At 58.6% G+C, this 19,894-nt stretch carries 18 protein-coding genes; 14 read left to right on the top strand and 4 right to left on the bottom strand.

From position 1 onward, the window contains the following. Window positions 1–3 precede the first annotated feature (3 nt). From JAO73_RS04625 to JAO73_RS04600, 6 genes are all read left to right on the top strand, one after another. A complete protein-coding gene (locus tag JAO73_RS04625; protein ID WP_198975983.1) occupies window positions 4–1,134 on the top strand; it encodes a glycosyltransferase family 61 protein in 1,131 nt (376 codons plus the stop codon). A gap of 6 nt (window positions 1,135–1,140) precedes the next feature. Then, window positions 1,141–2,016 (top strand): hypothetical protein, encoded by an 876-nt coding sequence (locus JAO73_RS04620; RefSeq protein WP_198975982.1) that lies wholly within the window; start codon window positions 1,141–1,143, stop codon window positions 2,014–2,016. Window positions 2,017–2,025: 9 nt separating this feature from the next. Beyond that, window positions 2,026–2,928, top strand: coding sequence for a glycosyltransferase family 2 protein (locus JAO73_RS04615; protein ID WP_198975981.1), 903 nt, complete (start codon window positions 2,026–2,028; stop codon window positions 2,926–2,928). Window positions 2,929–2,969: 41 nt separating this feature from the next. Next, a complete protein-coding gene (locus JAO73_RS04610; RefSeq protein WP_198975980.1) occupies window positions 2,970–4,202 on the top strand; it encodes a glycosyltransferase in 1,233 nt (410 codons plus the stop codon). Window positions 4,203–4,264: 62 nt separating this feature from the next. Then, window positions 4,265–5,284, top strand: coding sequence for a polysaccharide deacetylase family protein (locus JAO73_RS04605; protein ID WP_198975979.1), 1,020 nt, complete (start codon window positions 4,265–4,267; stop codon window positions 5,282–5,284). Then, window positions 5,281–6,072: a formyl transferase gene (locus tag JAO73_RS04600; protein WP_198975978.1), complete on the top strand. Its 792-nt coding sequence runs from the start codon at window positions 5,281–5,283 to the stop codon at window positions 6,070–6,072. Before JAO73_RS04605 ends, JAO73_RS04600 begins: the two co-directional genes overlap by 4 nt. Here JAO73_RS04600 and JAO73_RS04595 read toward each other — a convergent pair. Both JAO73_RS04595 and JAO73_RS04590 read right to left on the bottom strand, forming a co-directional pair. After that, window positions 6,069–7,391 (bottom strand): hypothetical protein, encoded by a 1,323-nt coding sequence (locus tag JAO73_RS04595; protein ID WP_198975977.1) that lies wholly within the window; start codon window positions 7,389–7,391, stop codon window positions 6,069–6,071. The genes JAO73_RS04600 and JAO73_RS04595 overlap by 4 nt on opposite strands. Before the next feature lie 49 nt (window positions 7,392–7,440). Continuing rightward, the gene (locus JAO73_RS04590) at window positions 7,441–8,694 is read right to left on the bottom strand and encodes a tetratricopeptide repeat protein (RefSeq protein ID WP_198975976.1); all 1,254 of its coding nucleotides are present in this window, start codon (window positions 8,692–8,694) and stop codon (window positions 7,441–7,443) included. Between the two features lie 114 nt (window positions 8,695–8,808). On the opposite strand from JAO73_RS04590, the gene JAO73_RS04585 reads away from it, so the two are divergent. Beyond that, window positions 8,809–9,723, top strand: a complete 915-nt coding sequence (locus JAO73_RS04585) for a M20/M25/M40 family metallo-hydrolase (protein WP_198975975.1) — start codon at window positions 8,809–8,811, stop codon at window positions 9,721–9,723. Between the two features lie 57 nt (window positions 9,724–9,780). Here JAO73_RS04585 and JAO73_RS04580 read toward each other — a convergent pair whose 3' ends face one another. Continuing rightward, window positions 9,781–10,716 carry a hypothetical protein gene (locus tag JAO73_RS04580; protein ID WP_198975974.1) on the bottom strand — a complete coding sequence of 312 codons (936 nt, stop codon included), beginning with the start codon at window positions 10,714–10,716 and terminating at the stop codon, window positions 9,781–9,783. Between the two features lie 47 nt (window positions 10,717–10,763). Then, window positions 10,764–12,125, bottom strand: coding sequence for an MBOAT family O-acyltransferase (locus JAO73_RS04575; protein WP_317191198.1), 1,362 nt, complete (start codon window positions 12,123–12,125; stop codon window positions 10,764–10,766). 532 nt (window positions 12,126–12,657) lie between these two features. Here JAO73_RS04575 and JAO73_RS04570 point away from each other — a divergent pair. The 7 genes from JAO73_RS04570 (at window position 12,658) to dnaJ (ending at window position 19,848) form a co-directional block, all read left to right on the top strand. Next, window positions 12,658–14,895 (top strand): sodium-translocating pyrophosphatase, encoded by a 2,238-nt coding sequence (locus JAO73_RS04570; protein ID WP_198975972.1) that lies wholly within the window; start codon window positions 12,658–12,660, stop codon window positions 14,893–14,895. A 223-nt stretch (window positions 14,896–15,118) separates the two neighbouring features. Next, window positions 15,119–15,658: a phosphoribosyltransferase gene (locus JAO73_RS04565; protein ID WP_190923080.1), complete on the top strand. Its 540-nt coding sequence runs from the start codon at window positions 15,119–15,121 to the stop codon at window positions 15,656–15,658. A 78-nt stretch (window positions 15,659–15,736) separates the two neighbouring features. Beyond that, complete coding sequence (locus tag JAO73_RS04560; protein ID WP_198975971.1) at window positions 15,737–16,363, top strand: adenylate kinase; 627 nt, start codon at window positions 15,737–15,739, stop codon at window positions 16,361–16,363. A 178-nt stretch (window positions 16,364–16,541) separates the two neighbouring features. Further along, the gene (obgE, locus tag JAO73_RS04555) at window positions 16,542–17,534 is read left to right on the top strand and encodes a GTPase ObgE (protein ID WP_198975970.1); all 993 of its coding nucleotides are present in this window, start codon (window positions 16,542–16,544) and stop codon (window positions 17,532–17,534) included. A 96-nt stretch (window positions 17,535–17,630) separates the two neighbouring features. Beyond that, the gene (locus JAO73_RS04550; protein ID WP_198975969.1) at window positions 17,631–17,849 is read left to right on the top strand and encodes a hypothetical protein; all 219 of its coding nucleotides are present in this window, start codon (window positions 17,631–17,633) and stop codon (window positions 17,847–17,849) included. Window positions 17,850–18,091: 242 nt separating this feature from the next. Beyond that, on the top strand, window positions 18,092–18,670 hold the full coding sequence (locus JAO73_RS04545) for a nucleotide exchange factor GrpE (RefSeq protein ID WP_198975968.1): 579 nt from the start codon (window positions 18,092–18,094) through the stop codon (window positions 18,668–18,670). Window positions 18,671–18,711: 41 nt separating this feature from the next. Next, window positions 18,712–19,848, top strand: coding sequence for a molecular chaperone DnaJ (gene dnaJ / locus JAO73_RS04540; protein WP_198975967.1), 1,137 nt, complete (start codon window positions 18,712–18,714; stop codon window positions 19,846–19,848). Window positions 19,849–19,894: the final 46 nt, after the last annotated feature.

Genomic DNA, 19,894 nt, shown 5'->3' with positions numbered 1-19,894 from the left:
GAAATGAAGGCACGTATCTACCGGCTGGTGAAACAGGTGTCGGACCGCGGCATTCAGGTGCTGGGTGGGCTGCGTGGCCCCTGGACGGTGGCCGACGGCCCCGTGCTCCTGCCCGCGGTGCCAGCCCAGCCGGTGCCGCTGCCGCGCAACGCCGACCAATTGCCCGCCAGCTTTCGGGCCTTGTTCGGGCACGGCATTGCCCTAGCCGAGCGGCGCGTGCATCGGCTGCGCAATGCGGTGGTGTCGTGGCACGGGGTGGTTTTTCAGCAGCTCCGGCTGTTTTTGCCCAGCGTGTGGGCCACGCCCCGCCTGCCGCCCGAATTCAACGGCACGTTTCTGCTGCGGCAGTGGATGGGCCGTCATCAGGACGTAGCTACCCCGGAGGTGGTAGGCTTGGTGCACGGGCCCTGGGCCACGGGCAACTATTACCACTGGATGGTGGACACCTTGCCGCGCCTGCTGCTGCTGCAAGGCACCCACCCCGGCTGCCCGCTGGTGCTGTTCGAGCCCGTTCCGGCCTACGTGCGCCAGACCGCGGCCATGTTTGGGTTTGAGCGCCTGCTGCCCTTGCCGCCCGAAACCGTGGCCAACGTGCCCGAGCTGGCCATGCCCGATTACCCGGCGCCGTCGGGCTTCCAGGACGGGGCCCTGAGCCTGGCCGCGCGCGACCGGGTGATAGAGGCGTTGCACCTCAAGGGCTTTGCTGGCGAACGGCGGGTATATGTGTCGCGGAGCCGGCAGCGCTTGCGCCGGCTTCTCAACGAAACCGCCATCGAGCCCCTGCTGCGGCAATACGGGTTCGAGACGGTGTATTTTGAGGAGCTCAGCTTTGCCGAGCAGGTGCGCCTGATGACCGAAACCACCGTGCTGGTGGGCGTGCACGGCGCCAACCTCACCAATATGCTCTTTCTGCGGCCCGACGCTGCCGTGGTGGAGCTGATGAACAACAGCACCCACGAGGCGGTATTTAACCCCTGTTATTATTACCTGGCCAACTCTTTGCAATTGCACTACTACTGCGTGCCCTGCCAGGCCGCTAGCACCGGCGATGATTGGCAAGCCAACGACTCCGACTTGGTGGTGGAGTATGCTGCCTTGCAGGAAGTGCTTTCCAGTTTATTTCCATCCGTCTGATTCCGTATGAAGCCGAACCTGATTTTAAGCATCAGCGACAATTATAATTTTTTCCACCTGTCGCGCTTCTTTAAGTCCCTATATAAAAGTGGATTCAAGGGTAAGATGTGCCTGTTTGTGGGGCCCAACACCGGGGCGCACACCATCAGCAAGCTGCAGAGCATGGGCGTGGAAACCATCCCCTACAAACCCCAATTCCCCTACATCAGCAACCCGCACCCCGGCAATTTCAAGCAATTGCCGGACCCCATTCACATTTACAACTTCCGGCATTTCCTGTACTACGACTACATCCTCAAGCACGAAAACGAGTTCGGCAACGTGCTGCTGACCGATGTGCGCGACGTGGTATTTCAAAAGGAACCCTTCGACTTTCCCATCGAGCAGGCGCTGTACGTGGCCATGGAAAGCCGCGAGAAAATCATCGGGTCCTGCACCTATAATTCTGGCTGGGTGCTGGCCGGCTACGGCCAGGAAAAGCTCAACGAACTGGCCGGCCACATCGTGAGCTGCGCGGGCACCACTCTTGGGCCGCTGCCCGAGATAAAGCGCTACCTGCACACCCTGCTCACGGCCATTCTGGGGCTGAAGGATGCGTATGCCTGCGCCGACCAGGCGGTGCACAACGCCCTGCTGCACGCCGGGGCGCTCAAGCCCGTGCGCCAGCTCTACAACGACAACTCGCCCATCCTTACCGTGGGGCACGAGCACGCGTTCAAGCACGATGCGCAAGGCTACCTGCTCGACGGCCAGGGCCACCGGGCCAACATCGTGCACCAGTACGACCGCCACCCCGCCCTGATGGAAGTCATCGACAAGCAGGTGTTCGCCAACCCATTGGAGCTGTACTACCTCAAAACGCGGTATAAGCTGCTGCCGTAACTCCGCCCCATGAGCACCCCGTTTTTCAGCATCGTCATCCCTACTTACAACCGGGCCGGCCTCATCGGGGCTACCCTGGATTCGGTGCTGGCCCAGGAATTTGCGGCGTTTGAAGTGCTGGTGGTCGACGACGGCAGCACCGACAACACCGCCGCCGTGGTGCAGGCCTGTCCCGACCCGCGCCTGCACTACCTCCCCAAAGCCAACGCCGAGCGCGGGGCCGCCCGCAACTACGGCCTGGCCCGGGCCCAAGGAGAATACGTACTGTTTCTGGACTCCGACGACCGGCTGCACCCCAACCACCTGAGCACCCTACACCGCAAGATTCAGGAGCGGGGCCAGCCCAACTTCATTGCCACTAAATACGATTTTGACCGCGATGGCGTGCGGGCACCCAGCGACACCGCCGGCCTGCCCGAAGGACCGTTAGGCCTCGATACTTTTGTGAGCGGCAACGCGCTGGCCTGCAACGTGTGCGTGCGCCGCCAGAATCCTAAGCTGCGGCTGTTTGAAGAGGACCGCCGCTACGCGGCCGTGGAAGACTGGATGTTCATGCTCGAAAACACGCAGGACGACGCCGTGTACCTCGTCGACGCCGTGACGCTGACCATGAACGACCACGACCAACGCTCCATGCGCTCCGACAACACGGCCCTGGTGCGCCGCCTGCAGTTGGCCCTGGCCTGGATGCTGGTGCGCGTGCCCCTCACGCCGGCCCAGCGCCGCGTGCTCACGGGCCGGGTCTACTACCTTTGCGCCATCCATTCCTACGCCGACGAGCACCGCGCCGAGGCGTTTGCCTTCGCCCGCCGCGCCGCGCCGTTTCTGCCCGCCAAGCAGGCCATCGTTTTGTTGGTGCGCTGCCTGGTGGGGCAGGGGGCGGTGGGTTGGCTGAAAAAGCTGCGGGCCTAAGTCCTCTTCTGGCGCCGCGCTTCCCATTACTGCTTATCCGTATGCGTATTCTGTTTTTGAGTTATTGGGGCTTGAACGACGGCCTCACGTCGTCCACCGTTTTCCCGCACCTGCGCCTGCTGCAGGAGCGGCCCGACGTGTCGGCCATTCGGCTCGTGACGGTGGAGCGCGGCGCCGATGCTCAGGCCGAACTGACGTTTGACCCCGGTTTCACCCCCACTAAAATCACGTTTGAGCCCTTGCGCTCCCGGCCCAGCCGCAACGTCATCCTCAACAAAATTGAAGATTTCACCCGCTTCCCGGGCGAGCTGGTGCGGCAGGTGGAGGAGTTTAAGCCCGACTTTATTCTGGCGCGTGGCGCCCCGGCCGGCGCGCTGGCCTATCTGGTGTGGCAGAAGACGAAGATGCCCTTCTACGTGGAGTCCTTCGAGCCGCACGCCGACTACATGCTCGAATCGGGCGTGTGGCGCGCCTACGACCCTCGTTACCTGTTCCAGCGGCACTGGGAAAAGCGCCAGAAGCAGCTAGCGCTGGGCCTGATGCCCGTAGCCGAAAATTACCGGCAACAGCTCATCAAAGAAGGCGTGCGGGCCGAGCGCATCGTCACGGTACCGTGCTCGGTCAACGCCGCGGCTTTCGCCCCCAATGCAGATGCCGGCCAGCGAGTGCGCCAACGGCTGGGCTACACGGCGCCCGAAACGCTGGTGGGCATTTACGTGGGCAAGTTCGGCGACATCTATTACGACCAGGAGGCCTTCGACCTGTTTCGCTCCGCTGCCGACCATTTCGGCCCCGGCTTCCGGCTCATCATCCTCACACCCAATGCCGAAGCCGACGTGCGCCGCAAGCTGGCCGCCGTGGGGCTGGGCCCCGACCGCGTGTTTGTGACCAAAGCGCCGCACAACGAGGTGCCGGACTACCTGTCGGCCGCCGATTTTGCGTTTGCGCCCATTCGGCCCGCGCCTTGCCGGCTGTTCTGTTCGGCCATTAAGATTGGCGAATACTGGGCCAGCGGCCTGCCCGTGCTGGTGACCACCGGCGTGGGCGACGACTCCGCCATCATGGAAGCCGAAGGCGGCGGGGCCGTGTTCGACCTGAGCCAGCCCGGCAGCGTGCCCGCGGCCCTGACGCGGCTCGACGCACTGCTGCGCGAACCCGATTATCGGACGCGCATCCGCGGGCTGGCGGTGCGGCACCGCAGCATCAACCGCGCCCGCGAGGCCTACACGCAGTTGCTGCCCGTGGGCAAACCCATCGAGTCGGCTGTGGTGTAGCGCCGGGGCTTCCCGGCCCGCGTACCTGGCCGGGAAGCTTCTATTTCTCTTTCAGTAAAAGCATGTCTACTTCACCTTCCGCCGCGGCCATGCCCGGTGCCCTGGTCATTTCGCTCGATTTTGAAATCAACTGGGGCGTGCGCGACCAACAGACCCTGGCCCAGTACGGCGCCAACCTGCTGGGCGTGCGCCAGGCCATCCCGGCCATGCTGGCGCTGTTTGCCGAGTTCGGCCTGCACGTGACCTGGGCCACGGTGGGCCTGCTGTTCTTCGAAACCAAGGCCGAGATGCTGGCCCACTTGCCCGCTGTGCGCCCCGAATACGCCGACCCCAACCTGTCGCCTTACCTCGTGCTCGACCAAGTGGGGGAAGATGAAGCCCACGACCCATACCATTTCGGCCGTTCGCTCATTAACCAGATTCGAGCTACGCCGGGGCAAGAAATGGCCTCGCACACCTTCTGCCACTATTACTGCCTGGAGCGCGGCCAAACGGTGGAGAGTTTTCGGCACGACATCGAAACCGCCGTGCGGGTAGGAGCGGAGCAGGGCATGGCCTTGCGCAGCCTAGTGTTTCCGCGCAACCAGTACAACGCCCAGTACCTCGAAACCTGCCGCGCGGCGGGCATCACCAGCTACCGCGGCAACGAGCAGTCGTGGATATACAAGGAGCGCAGCGAGGAGCAGCAGGCGCTGTACAAACGCGGCGCGCGGCTGCTCGATGCCTACGTTAACCTCTCGGGCCAGCACACGGCGCGCTGGGCCGACATGGCGCGCAACTTCCCGTACAACGTGCCCGCCAGCCGCTTTTTGCGGCCGTGGTCGGGCCGGCTCAAAGCGCTGGAAGGCCTGCGGCTGCGCCGCATTCTGGCGGGCATGGAGCACGCCGCTAAGCACGGCGAAGTGTTCCACCTGTGGTGGCACCCGCATAATTTTGGCGTGAACCTGGCCGAAAACATGGCCGTACTGCGCCGCATTGCTCAGCACTTCCGTCGCCTGCAGGCCCGCTACAGCTTCGAGAGCCTGAGCATGGGCGAAGTGGCCGACCGTCTTTCCACGTATTCTAATTCTCCCGCTGCATGAGCGTTGCCCCAGAATTTGCCGGTAAGAAAATCGTGATGCTCGCCGGGCCCGGCGAGTCTACCAACATCCTGTTTCACGCGCTGGATGCAGAGTTTGGGGTCCATCGCATCATCGTCGAAACGCCCGTGAGCCAAAAGCAACTGCTCAAGCGCCGGGCCGAAAAGCTGGGCTGGGCCACCGTGCTGGGGCAGATTGCTTTTAAGCTGGCCGTGGCCGGGCCGCTAGGGCGCGCCTCGCAGCCGCGCCTGACGGCGCTGAAGAAAGCTAACCAGCTCAACGACCAGCCCTTGCCCGATGACCGCACCATTCGGGTGCCGTCGGTGAACGACCCGGCCTGCATTGCTCAGCTTCAAGCCCTGAACCCCGACGTGGTGGTGGTAAACGGCACGCGCATCATTGCCAAACGTGTGCTTACCAGCGTGCCCTGCCCTTTTTTGAATACCCACGCCGGCATCACGCCGCTGTACCGTGGCGTGCACGGCGGTTACTGGGCCCTGGCCAACAACGACGCGGCCCACTGCGGCGTGTCGGTGCACCTAGTCGATGCCGGCATCGATACCGGCGGCATCATCGCGCAGGCGCTCATCCAGCCCGGCCCCGAAGACAATTTTGCCACCTATCCGCTGCACCAACTCATCGCCGGCATGCCCTTATTGAAAGAGGCCGTGCGGGCCGCCTTGCGCGGCACCATCCAGCTGCGGCCCGCACCCGAGGGCGCTTCGCGGCTGTGGTCGCACCCCACGCTAAGCCAGTACTGGGCCAACCGGCGCCGCACCGGGGTGCGCTAGCCAGGTATCAGTCGCCCCCTAGAAGACGAGGCCTGTGCCAACGCGGCCGACTTGCGGCGAGGCACGCTCATGCTTTGCGTGATATACAGGCCCGCCACGTAAAACGGAATCATAGGGATTTTGTAGCGCACCAGCGTGCCAAAGTTGTTAGAAACTACTCCCACGGTGCCCGAAAATGCCAGCGCGAACAGAAAACACAACGTTAGAGACGGCGTGCTGAGAATGAGCGACATCGTTTTGAAAAATCCTGAGCGGATGATGATGCGAAGCGTGAAAACCAAAAACACCAGCGCTTCAATAGCCGACAGCAGCATAACCGGGTTGCGCACTTCCCACAGAAATGGCCGGTACAGCGATACCACAATGGCCTGGGGTACAAGCTTGACCATGCCCAGTAGCGTGCCGTCCTGCTCCCCCAGCGTATAGGCCGAGCCATTTTGCTTCACACTGGTTTCGTAGAGGTACTCCGAAACGATTTTGCTGCGTTCGCCAATCTTATCTACATCGTATTTTTCGTCTCCCTTTGTCAGGTTAGTAGCCGCAAAAAATGCCATACCGGCCCCAATGCTTATAAATACGGGCTTGGCAACCATCCGCAAAAGCGGGCTTTTGATGCGCGAGCTATTCTCGTTAAATACCCAGAGCAACGCGGCAGGCAGGAAGCACAGCAAGATGTACACCTTCACCAGTACCAGAAAGTAAGCGAAGAAGAACCCCACTATTGTGCAAAAAAGAATGCTCTTCTTCTGAATAGCGCCTTTGTAAAAAGCATAAAACACCCAACCGAGTGCCCCTAGGCACAACGAGTCTTTCATTAGCCCCGAACCCCAGAAAAAAACAGAAGGCACAAAAAGCGTAGCAATGGCTAACTCTTTGTAGACCTGGGGCCTGATTTTTATAAAGGTGAGGTACATGGCCCACACCCCGCTGAAACTTATCAGCGCAAAGAATAAAGCAATGACCGTGTAGGTATTGAAGCACAGCATGCCCAAAACTGCTGTGATGCGCGCAATAAGATACTCCGAAGACCCCGGCTGGTACCAATACATCGCCTTGGTGTATTTAACCGTTTGGGGGTCGTAAGTGCCACCGCTGGTGAGCATTAGCTTCATGCCCGCCTGGAAGGAATCGGCAAAGGCATTTTGGATGTACGTGCCGTGATTGAAATAGCCTGTGGTATCGCCAGCACCGTAATAATATTCGTAAATCAGACCCAGAGCAATGGCCCCAACAAATTTGAGGGTGAGGGCCCGAATGAAATAAGGGCGCGTATAATGATTGGAAAATTTATCACGCACCGCATAGGCAATCAGATACAAGATGCCTAAGTATATCGGGGTGATAAATAAGTCTTTTAAACTAAGCATATCAGACTTTTCCGTTCTTTTTTAGCCACGCTTTGGCCTCCTTGTACTGCTCAGATTTGCGGTCAGCCTTGTCGGCAATGACAGCGTAGTACCGCTTGGCTGCAGCAGTGTCCTTGTCTCGTACCGCTATTCGGGCAAGGTTCATGTTGGCGAACAAGTAAAACCCGCCGGAAGTGTCGCCTGTGCTTTCGGCAAACACGATACACCGCTGGTAATAATCCTTTGCTTTGGCCAAGTCCCGGTAACGGTTCTGCATCAAATAGCCGAGGAAGTAGCTGGCGTAGCGCCCGCTAATGCCTTCGTAGCCCGGCATGCCTTTGTTGATTTTGTCTAGGATTTCCCTGCTGACCCGCTCGCAGTCGGCAAATTCCCCTTGGTCGTAGGCCAGCAGGGCGTAGAAACGTTGGAAGTAGCCGTTATCCGGGAACGTGGTGGCCAGGTAGCGCGCCACGGGCATGGCCTCTTCGGCGTTATTTTCCTCGTTTTTAAGGATGCGCATGAGGAACACGCGCGCTTCGGTGGCGGTGTAAAACCCGTTGTTGGCCACGCTACGCAGCTGTTGCATGCCCAGTTTCTTGTCGCCTTTCGGGAAGAACAGCAGCACCGGTTTGAGCAGGGGGTAGTTGTCTGGAATCCAAACGGCGTAGTAATTGAACAGCGCTTGACCAAACTGAAACTCGGGGCTCAAGCCGTTGGCCTCCTGACTCTTTTTTAAGAAGTTGAGCGAGCGGCGGGCACCCACCGTGGCTTTGCGCCAGTCGTGCCGTTCGGCGTGCAGGCGGGCATCGAACCCGTAAGCGGCCGAGAGAAAGAAACTGGCTTCGTAGTTGTTGTTGTCGGCGTCGTAGAGCTTCTGGGCCTTGGTCACGGCCGTGTCCATGTAGGCGAAGAAGGTCTTATCGTACTGATTGGTCTGGAAGTTGGTGGGCATGATTTTCCACCACGTGCTCAGCCCCAGCAGAAAGTACGGCATGGGGTGGTTAGGGTAGCGCCGCCGCAAGGAGCGAAACTGCTTTTCGGCTCGGTCGTACTTGAAATTGTAGATGTTATGAACCGCGCCGTCGAGCTCCAGTTGGATGTCTTTATCAAGGAGCAGCCAGCCTTTGGTATCGATGGCCGAAGGCAACACGCCTACCGTGTCGAGGGCCACCGTTTTAATGGGCGGAGGGGTGCGAATTGTATCGGGCTTCTGAGCACTGGCCAGCAGCGGCGCAAAGAGCAGCCCCAGGCAGATACAAAACAGCGAGCGCAGCATATAAAGCGAGTAGAAGGCGGACCTGAGCCGCAGCCCATCCAAAAGCGGGCCAGGGGAAACGGGCATGCTAAAGTACGGACTTTGACCTAGCTTTGGGCGACTTTCCCTGTCCTTATGCAATTGTTGCACTCCCTTTGCCGCATCCAAGCCCCTTCTGGCAACGAAAAATCCCTTACGCGCTTCGTGCTCGACTACGTGCGCGAGCAGCAGGGCAGCTGGCGGCACCAGCCCCAAATCATCGCCGACGACCGGTTTCAAGACTGCATTGTGCTGGTATTTGGGCAGCCGCGCACGGCCGTGTTTGCCCATCTGGACAGCATTGGGTTCACGGTGCGCTACGGCCGGCAACTGGTGCGCATCGGGGGGCCGCAGGCCGAGGCCGGCTACCGCTTGGTAGGAGAGGATTCGCAAGGACAGATAGATTGCACACTAACAATAGATGACGAAACCGGGGAACTGGGCTATGCGTTCCACCGCGACATCGACCGCGGCACGGAGCTCACGTTCTACTGCGACTTCCGCGAAACCGATACAACCGTTCAGAGCTGTTACCTCGACAATCGCCTCGGTGTGTGGAATGCACTGCGGCTGTGCGAAACGTTGGAGCATGGCATCGTGGCTTTTTCCTGCTGGGAAGAGCACGGCGGGGGGGCGGTGGCCTACTTGGCCAAGTTCATTTATGAAACGTACGGCGTACGCCAAGCGCTGATTTCGGATATTACCTGGGTGACCGAAGGCGTGCACGCCGGGCAGGGCTGCGCCATCTCCTTGCGCGACTCGCTCATTCCGCGCCGGGCCTACGTCGACCGTATTCGGGCCATTGCTGCTGCCTCGGGAATCCCGCACCAACTTGAAGTGGAAGGAAGCGGAGGGTCCGATGCAAAAGAACTACAACACGCCGCTGCGCCTTGGGACTGGTGTTTTGTTGGTGCCCCCGAGAACTACGTGCACTCGCCTGACGAGGTAGTTGACAAGCGCGACATTGCCAGCATGTTGGCGCTCTATCAAGTGCTTATGGAGCAATTGTAAGAAAGATTGGGCGGTGCAGTCGTTCGGCAACCGAACCATTTATTGGGGTACGACTGGCTAGTGTTGTGAATAAACCAAGGAATCGGTAGCAGCATTAGTGAGCAAAGGCGTGCTCCATTGCGCTAATTGTTGGCTCAGGTAGCCGGCACCCAATTCGTTTAGGTGGTCGCCGTCCTGCCAGTAATTGGCGTGGTTAAGAAGCACAGGCAGTGGATGAGCTGCCGCATTAAAGTAGGGCACATGCTCTACCCTCATCAACGAATCAATGGTAAAGCCAGCGGCTTTGGCGTAGCCATGCGGAGACAAGTACGGGGAGGTGAAACACATCAGCTTGACGCGGTTTTGCTTACACGTGGCAATGAATGCTTCCAGGTGCCGCAGGCTTGCCCGATGCACCCTCGCGTTCGGGGGGCTCAGGGCTGGCTGCCTGAATGTGGCGGTGTCATAAACCAACGGGGCTAGTTTCTGGTACCCATTTCCCGTATAAGTGTAGTTCCTGGACTGCACGTAATTCTTTAGGGTGTTGATAATACGGCCGTTATATCTGTAAAATTGAAAGAGGTATTTGACCTTCTCGTATCTTGAAATACCGTCTATTTCTTTTGTAATAGACGGTATTTTGTTGTAATAATAACGCAGGTTGCCAATGTCTTCTGTGTTGTCCTCACCCATGTACTCCTCAAAATCGACGTGCAGCATGATGACCGGGGGGAGCTTTTTTTGAAGCTGCAATACGTCCAACAGCCCTGTTTGAAACACTTGTCCCATGCCGGCATGGCACAAGCTGTAGCTTGGCACCGCAAAACTATCCGGGTCAACTTGGTAGCGAGCCCGGGAATTTCCCATAATTAACATGGCCGGTACCTTGGGCATCGCCAGGTACTGGTTTATCTCGCCTCCCGTCTGGCCAGTCCGAACCCGGGTATAGAGGCCGTCAAAAAGCTTGGTAAGCGCAAAATCGGCTCCGATGACCAACAGAGCCAAGAGGCCCATAAACAAAAAGAATCGCCGCATTAGCTAGATATACTCGTAAGGCCCTATCAAAACTGGAAATAGATAAACTGGTCACCGCCGCTCACGCCAAATCCCACTATGAGAAAGATGAGCACCATGGAAAAAGCCATTGGCCATTTCCAGGAATAAGCGGGGGTGATTTCGGCAATGTGCCGCTTACGCAAGTACAGGTATTCGAAGAGCAGCAAAAGCACCACGCCCAACGACATAGACGCGAATATACCCGTGTCCTGAATGCGCAGGTTCCAAAAATTGGTGGGGTTAAAGATATGAGTGATGATGTAGAAGGCTTGCGAGAAGGATGTAGCCCGGAAAAACACCCAGGTGAAGCAAATGAGGTGAAAAGTGATAAAAATGCGCAATAGCTTATAGGGCAAGCTGTATTTACTGCCACTTTTCACGTCAACTCCGAACATTTTCTCCAGGCTGAGGTAGGCCCCGTTGAGAAAACCCCATATCACAAAGTTCCACGAGGCCCCGTGCCACAAGCCACCCAGTAGCATGGTGAGCATCAAGTTGCGATAGGTTTTGACCGTCCCTTTGCGATTGCCGCCCAACGAAATATACAGGTAGTCGCGTAGCCACGAAGAAAGTGAAATGTGCCAGCGGCGCCAGAATTCCGTCACGCTTTTGGAGAAGTATGGCAAATTGAAATTCTCCATCAGCTTGAAGCCCATCACCTGAGCCGTGCCCAAGGCGATGTCGGAATAGCCGGAAAAATCGCAGTAAATCTGAAATGCAAATCCATAAGTAGCCACTAACAGCGTCAGGCCGGTATTGGATTCGTGATGATTATAAATGGAATTGACGTAAATGCCCAGCAAGTCGCTGACTACGACTTTTTTGAATAAACCCCACAGGATTCGTTCCAGCCCGACGATGACTCGCTCAAAGTCGAAATGCTTCTCTTCGTAGAATTGGTGAATAACCGCTTGCGGCCGCTCAATCGGGCCCGCCACCAATTGCGGATAAAACATCACATACAACGCATAGATGCCGAAGTTGCGCTCGGCGGGCACGTTGCCCCGGTACACCTCAATGGTGTAGCTCATGGCCTGAAACGTGTGAAACGACAAGCCAATGGGAAGAGCAATACGCAAATAATCCAAGCCATCAGCCGCGACATGCGACTGCTGTAGCAAGAAATTAATGTTGTCTATAAAGAAGTTGTAATACTTAAATACGGCTAATACACCTATGTTGGCTACCAGGCTTAGTATTAAGAATGACTTGCGCCGCGCCCCTTCAGCCTTTTCTATTTGAATGCCCGCGATGTAATCGATGACAATTGTGCCAAATAGAATTAGAAGGTAAATAGGAATGAACGCTGCATAGAAAACGCAGCTGGCTGCCAACAACAGGAACCACCGAAACCGGTGGGGAATCAAAAAATAAGTTGTTGTAACAACAACGAAAAAAATCAGAAATTGGATAGAATTAAAAAGCATTCACGAGGATTTTTACTTCACTAAGTGGGTAGGTACTCGGGGCAAATTTAACACAAGAATGTTGAAAGGAGGGGCCTGCGTTTGTAAGACATATATACATTAAATATTTGCAATATTATTGCATTGGTGTGCCAACTGACGTGGATTACGCCGAACAGCTTTGCCGTGGGAGTCCTGCTAACAGTGCCACTAAGAAAGTGCTCTAGAAGTAAGCTTCATCGTAAAAATCGCAGTTGTTGGGGCTATTATTTAGGATGAGGCGTTCGTTCTTTTCTGGTACAGGCCGAATAGAGTGCTTTATGATTGACAATGCTTTAGCGTTTGGATTGGCTGATGCACATGCACTTTACGGGTGTATATCGGGCTGTAAATGCGAGACGCGGTGGCCGTACGGCTAGGTTTCCTGCCAATTTCCGCTATTTTGCGGACCGAATTCCCCATACTTTCTCTTTTTCAGTTCTTTCCCTCTTTTATGACCCCATTCCTTTACGCTGTGCCCGCCCTGGGCATTTTCGCGCTGCTCTACACTTGGCTCCGCGCGGGCTGGGTGTCCCGACAAGACGCGGGCGACGCACGCATGACCACCATTGCTGGCTACATCGCCGATGGGGCCATTGCCTTCCTCAAAGCTGAATACAAAGTGCTGGCCCTGTTTGGCTTGATTGCCGGGGCCTTTTTGTTTTACCTGGGCAGCACCAGCGGCAATTCGAGCCCGGTCATTGTCATTGCCTTCATCATTGGTGCGGTGTTTTCGGCCTTGGCTGGCTTCATCGGGATGAAGATTGCCACCAAGGCCAACGTGCGCACCGCACAGGCAGCCAAAACCAGCCTCAGCGGCGCATTGAACGTGTCGTTTTCGGGCGGCTCGGTGATGGGCATGGGCGTGGCCGGCCTGGCCGTGCTGGGCCTGGGCTCGCTGTTTATTGTGTTTTATAAAATGTTCGTACCCAGCGGCCTGGCCAACGGGCAGGAAATGGAAAAAGCCCTCGAAGTCCTCACCGGCTTCTCGCTTGGGGCCGAAAGCATTGCCCTGTTTGCCCGCGTGGGCGGCGGCATCTACACCAAGGCTGCCGACGTAGGCGCCGACCTCGTGGGCAAGGTAGAAGCCGGCATCCCTGAGGACGACCCCCGCAACCCCGCCACCATCGCCGATAACGTGGGCGACAACGTGGGCGACGTGGCCGGTATGGGCGCCGACTTGTTCGGCTCCTACGTGGCCACTATTCTGGCCACCATGGTGCTGGGCCGCGAAGTGACCGTAACCGGCGACCAGTTCGGCGGCCTCTCGCCCATTTTCCTGCCCATGGCCATTGCCGGCATGGGCATCATCGCCTCGCTCATCGGCATTCTCTGCGTGCGGGTGAAAGAAGGTGGCAACGTGCAGGCCGCCCTCAACCTGGGCAACTACGTTTCGGTGATTGTCTCGGCCGTGGCTTCCTATTTCCTCATCATGTGGATTTTGCCGGCGGGCACCTTCACCATTCGCGGCATCAGCTTCGATGCCATGCACGTATTCTATGCCGTGGTGGTGGGCCTGATTGTGGGCACGCTGATGAGCATCATCACCGAATACTACACGGCCATGGGCAAGCGCCCGGTGAACAGCATTGTGCAGCAAAGCAGCACCGGCCACGCCACCACCGTCATCGGGGGGTTGGCCGTGGGCATGGAGTCGACGGTACTGCCCATTTTGGTGCTGGCCGCGGGCATTGTGCTCAGCTTTAAAGCCGCCGGCCTCTACGGCGTGGCCATTGCCGCCGCCGGCATGATGGCCACCACGGCTATGCAACTGGCCATCGACGCCTTCGGCCCCATCGCCGACAACGCCGGCGGCATTGCCGAAATGAGCGAACTGCCCAAGGAAGTGCGCGAGCGCACCGACATTCTCGACGCCGTGGGCAACACCACCGCCGCCACCGGCAAAGGCTTCGCCATTGCCTCGGCCGCCCTCACCTCGCTGGCCCTGTTTGCCGCCTTCATGGGCACGGCCCACATCGACACCATCGACATTTCAAATGCCGAAGTGTTGGCCGGCCTCTTCGTGGGGGCCATGATTCCGTTCATCTTCTCGGCGCTGGCCATTGCGGCCGTGGGCCGCGCGGCCATGGCCATGGTGCAGGAAGTGCGCCGGCAGTTCCGCGAGATTCCGGGCATCATGGAAGGCACGGGCCGGCCGGAGTACGAGAAGTGCGTGGCCATCTCGACCACCGCCGCCATTCGCGAAATGATTTTGCCGGGCGCCATTGCCTTGCTCTCGCCCATCATTGTGGGTTTCCTGTTCGGCCCGCACGTGCTGGGCGGCCTGCTGGCCGGCGTCACGGTGAGCGGCGTGCTGATGGCCATGTTCCAGAGCAACGCCGGCGGCGCCTGGGACAACGCCAAGAAGTCTTTCGAAAAAGGCGTGATGGTGAACGGCAAGATGGAGTATAAAGGCTCCGACGCCCACAAAGCCTCCGTAACCGGCGATACCGTGGGCGACCCCTTCAAGGACACCTCCGGCCCTAGCATGAACATCCTCATCAAACTGATGAGCATCGTGTCCTTGGTGATTGCGCCCCACATCGCCGAGAAAGGCGGCGAGCGCGGCATGGCCCCAGTGCAACTGGAAAACCACACCGAAGTAGCCGCCCGCCCGCACGTGCGCTACGCCGAGGTGCTGGCCCCGGCTGCTTTTCGCGTCATTTTCACCGCCATGGGCGAGGTGAAATAATGCCTGCACCACGGATTTGGGCGGATTTTTCGGATTCCACGGATTGCGTAGGTGCTGTAAAAAAGGCTGCTCCTGTGAGCAGCCTTTTTTATGCACTTGCTCTATTCTGAACCCCAATCAGGGAGTGCGGTAACGGCCACACAATCCGCAGAATCCGATAAGTCGGCGCGAATCCGTGGTTCCGATAGTAGCTTTGTTGCCTCATCAGTCCTTCATGCGCCGCATGGGCCATTCCCAGATTACCATCCACAACAAAGCTTTTCGCCCCTACTTGTCGGCGGCCCAATTGGATGAAGCCGTGACGGAGCTGGCGGCCCGCCTCAGCGCCGAGTACGCCGGCCGGCAGCCCCTGTTTGTGGTGGTGCTCACGGGCGGGTTCATGTTTGCCTCCGACTTGTTGAAGAAGTACACCGGCGAGTGCGAAATCGTCTTCATTCGGGTGGCCTCCTACGAGGGCACCGAGAGCAGCGGCCTGGTGCAGGAAATTCTGGGCCTGCGCGAGGAAGTGCAGGGCCGCGACCTGATTATCGTGGAAGACATCGTGGACACGGGCACCACCATGCACCACCTGCTGCCCACGCTGCTGGCCAAAGGCCCGGCGTCGGTCGAAATCGCGGCGCTTTTTTTCAAGCCGGCCAGCCTGCGGCACGAACTCACCGTACGCTACGTGGCGCGCGAGATTCCCAACGATTTTGTGGTGGGCTACGGGCTGGATTACGACGGGCTGGGCCGCAACCTGCCCGATGTGTACGTGGCCGTGTAGCCCACGCTTTTGGCGCCGATTGATTAACTTGCCCAAACCACCTCACCCTTCCCTTAGCGAAAACGCTTCATTACCCACATGCTGAATATTGTGCTGTTTGGCCCTCCCGGTGCCGGCAAAGGAACCCAAAGCCAGAAACTCATCACCAAGTACAACCTTGTGCACCTGAGCACCGGCGATTTGCTGCGCGCCCAGATTGCCCAGGGCACGGAGCTTGGCCTGCAGGCCAAAAAGCTGATGGATGAAGGGCTGCTGGTGCCCGATGAGGTGGTCATCGGCATGATTGACTCGGCGCTGCAAGCCCACAAGGCCACGGCCGGCGGCTTCATCTTCGACGGGTTTCCGCGCACCGTGCCCCAAGCCGAGCGCCTCGACCAGCTGATGCAGCAACACGACAGCGGCATCAACTGCATGATTGCGCTGGAAGTGGCCGAGGAAGAGCTGGTGACCCGCCTGCTGGAGCGCGGCAAAACCAGCGGCCGCCCCGACGACCAGGACGAAAGCAAAATCCGCCGCCGCGTGACGGTGTACAACACCGAAACCGCCCAGGTGGCCGGCTACTACGCTGCTCAGAAAAAATTTCACTCCCTCAACGGCATCGGTGCCATCGACAGCATCTTCGGCCAGATTTGCGCCATCATCGACCAGCACAAGCCCGCCGTGCCCGAAAGCCCGGCTCAGGCCACAAGCGAGGTGAAGGCGTAACTTTACGTTTTTAACACGACCGTCAGCTTTTAACCCGACTGTCATCCTGAGCGCAGCGAAGGACCTTATCACGTTAGAAAAACCGGCCAGAACGCTTGTTCAGCCCTTATTTCAAACCTGGTAAGGTCCTTCGCTGCGCTCAGGATGACAGTTCGTTTACAATCCATTCCCAATTTCCGTGGCTTCCAATAACTTCATCGACTACGTCAAACTCATCTGCCGCTCGGGCAAAGGCGGCGCGGGCTCGCGCCACTACTTCCGGGCCAAGGGCCTGCCCAACGGCGGCCCCGACGGCGGCGACGGCGGCCGCGGCGGCCACATCATCCTCGAAGGCAACTCCCAGCTCTGGACGCTGCTGCACTTGCAGTACCAAAAGCACGTCTTCGCCAAAGACGGCGAGGGCGGGGGCGAAAACCTGCGCACCGGCGCCCAAGGCGACGACGTGGTGCTGCAAGTGCCCCTCGGCACGGTGGCCCGCAATGCCGAAACCCAGGAAACGATGCTCGAAATCACGGAGCACGGCCAGCGGGCCATTCTGGTGCCGGGCGGGCGCGGCGGCTGGGGCAATGACCATTTCAAGAACTCCATCAACCAAGCGCCCGAGTACGCCCAGCCCGGCGAGCCCGCCGTGGAAGCCGTCGTCATCCTGGAGCTGAAGCTGCTGGCCGACGTGGGCCTCGTGGGCTTCCCGAACGCGGGCAAGAGCACGCTGCTCTCGGTGGTGAGCGCGGCCAAGCCCAAAATTGCCGACTACGCCTTCACCACCCTGGTGCCCAACCTGGGCGTGGTGGCCTACCGCGACTACAAATCCTTCGTGATGGCCGACATTCCCGGCATCATCGAGGGCGCGGCCGAGGGCAAGGGCCTGGGCACGCGCTTCCTGCGCCACATCGAGCGCAACTCCATGCTGCTCTTCATGATAAGCTGCGACAGCCCCGACATCGCCGCCGAATACCAGGTGCTGGTGAACGAGCTGGAGCAGTTCAACCCCGAACTGCTGGACAAGAAGCGCCTGCTGGCCATCACCAAGTCCGACATGATAGACGAGGAGCTGGAAGCTGAGATTCGGCAGACGCTGCCAGTGGAGGTGCCGTCCGTCTTCATTTCTAGCCTAACTAATAAGAACATCATGCCGCTGAAGGACATGATTTGGAAGGCGCTGCACGAGTAGTGAGATGAAAATCGGGAATCTCTTTGGGGTACTTTTCTTTGCTGTCGTAGCCTTTATAGTAACGACAGGAGGAATCGGCTTATTCGTGTTGATAGCGTGCCTTCCTTACTTTCTGATATTTATGCTATTCGTGGTGAAAGCCTTGCTGGCTACTTCACCTTTTTGGTTGCTCAGTGCTACGGCGCGAAGGGTTGCGATGCCGCAGCGCAACAACGTGGCTTACGGGATAAAGTGGTGGGGGTACGCGTGCTTGCCGCCCTTTTTGGTGTTTGTGTTTGGAAGTTATGCGAACAAAACGACATCACAATTCTTTGATTTTAGCGACTTTACCTCTTACGCGACGGCTGCGTTGCTCACCTTTCCCATTGGCATCTGGGCCTTTTTTTGCCGCAAGCGGGAATACGAACGGCTGGTGAGGGGCCGCCGACAAGCCCACCTTCGGGCGTAAGCCTCGTGCCACTATGGCAGCCTGCGCCCCTTTGGCAAGTTCCTTGCGCCCGCAGCTTGACTAACCGGCTAAGCCCGTGAAAAACCCTTTCCGACGAATCTTTCCCAAAATGGCTGACGAAACCACCCTGCCCCAGGACGACAACCTGACCGCCGACCCCAACCACGTTGCTGGCGAAATGACCGATGTTGACGGCGGCACCACCGACCCCAACATGACAGCCACCGGCGCCCCCGCCGCCGAAGGCACCCGCACCGACGCCGAGTTGGCCGACCTCAAGGACAAGTACCTGCGCTTGGCCGCTGAGTTTGAGAACTACAAGCGTCGCACCACCAAGGAGCGGATTGAACTGTTCAAAACCGCCAATCAGGAGCTGATGACGGCCCTGCTGCCCGTGCTCGACGACTTCGAGCGCGCCCGCAACGCCACCGCCGCCACCGAAGACGCCAACGCTGTGCGCGAAAGCATCGACATTATTCAGAATAAACTGAACAAAACGCTGCAGCAAAAGGGTTTGACCGCCATGGAAGCCAAGGGCGGCGACTTCGATGCCGAGCTGCACGAGGCCATCACCCAGATTCCTGCGCCCAGCGACGACCTGAAAGGCAAAATCGTGGACGTGGTGGAGCAAGGCTACTATTTAGGTGACAAAGTAATTCGCCACGCCAAAGTGGTGCTTGGGCAGTAGTACCTTTGTGCATTCTGCCTAAGAATAAATTTTAGAAAACGATGGCTACCAAGCGCGATTATTACGAGATATTGGGCATCGCCAAAAACGCGGAGGGCGACGTAATCAAGTCGGCCTACCGCAAAATGGCCATTAAGTACCACCCCGACAAAAACCCCGACGACCCGACGGCCGAAGACAAGTTCAAGGAAGCCGCCGAGGCCTACGAGGTGCTCAGCGACGCCAACAAGCGGGCGCGCTACGACCGGTACGGCCACCAAGGCGTGGGCGGCAACGGCGGCGGCCCCAACATGGAAGACATCTTCTCGCAGTTCGGCGACATTTTCGGCGGCGGCGGTTTCGAGGGTTTCTTCGGGGGCGGGCGCCAAGGCGGCGGCCGGCGCCAGCGCAAGGGCTCGAACCTGCGCATCAAGCTGAAGCTGGACCTGGAGGAAATCGCCAACGGCGTCGAGAAGAAAATCAAGGTGAAGCGCTACGTGGCCTGCCAGCCCTGCAGCGGCACTGGCGCCAAAAACGGCACCGACCTCAAAACCTGCCCCACCTGCCAGGGCCAGGGCCAGACCAAGCGCGTGGTGAACACCATGCTGGGCCAGATGGTGAGCAGCAGCACCTGCCCCACCTGCAACGGCGAGGGCAAAACCATTGTGGCCACCTGCGACGTGTGCAAAGGCGAAGGCCGCCAGCTGCACGAGGAAGTGATTCCCATCAACATCCCCGCCGGCGTGGCCAACGACATGCAACTGAGCATGAACGGCAAAGGAAATTTCCCCGAGCGCGGCGGCGTGCCCGGCGACTTGCTCATTCAGATTGAGGAGGAGCCGCACGAGTTCCTGAAGCGCGACGGCAACAACATCATGTTCGAGCAGTACATCTCGTTCGTGGATGCCGCCTTGGGCGCCAATCTGGAAGTGCCGACCATCGAAGGCAAGGTGAAAATCAAGGTGGACCCCGGTACCCAGCCCGGCAAAATCCTGCGCCTGCGCGGCAAGGGCATCAAGGACATCAACGGCTACGGCCGCGGCGACCAACTCATCCACCTCAACGTGTGGACGCCCAAAAACGTGAGCAACCAGGAGCGCGAGTTGCTGGAGAAGCTGCGCGACTCCGACAACTTCACGCCGCACCCTGGCAAGAACGAAAAGGGCTTCTTCGAGAAGGTGAAGGAGTATTTTCAGTAAGCCCGAAGGCTAATAATTGAAAAGCCCCGTCTGACCTGTGGTCGGA

Source organism: Hymenobacter miniatus, from assembly GCF_016427455.1.
Taxonomy (GTDB): Bacteria; Bacteroidota; Bacteroidia; order Cytophagales; family Hymenobacteraceae; genus Hymenobacter; species Hymenobacter armeniacus.
The sequence above is the reverse complement of the archived record's forward strand: the minus strand, read 5'-3'. Positions and strand labels throughout refer to the sequence as shown.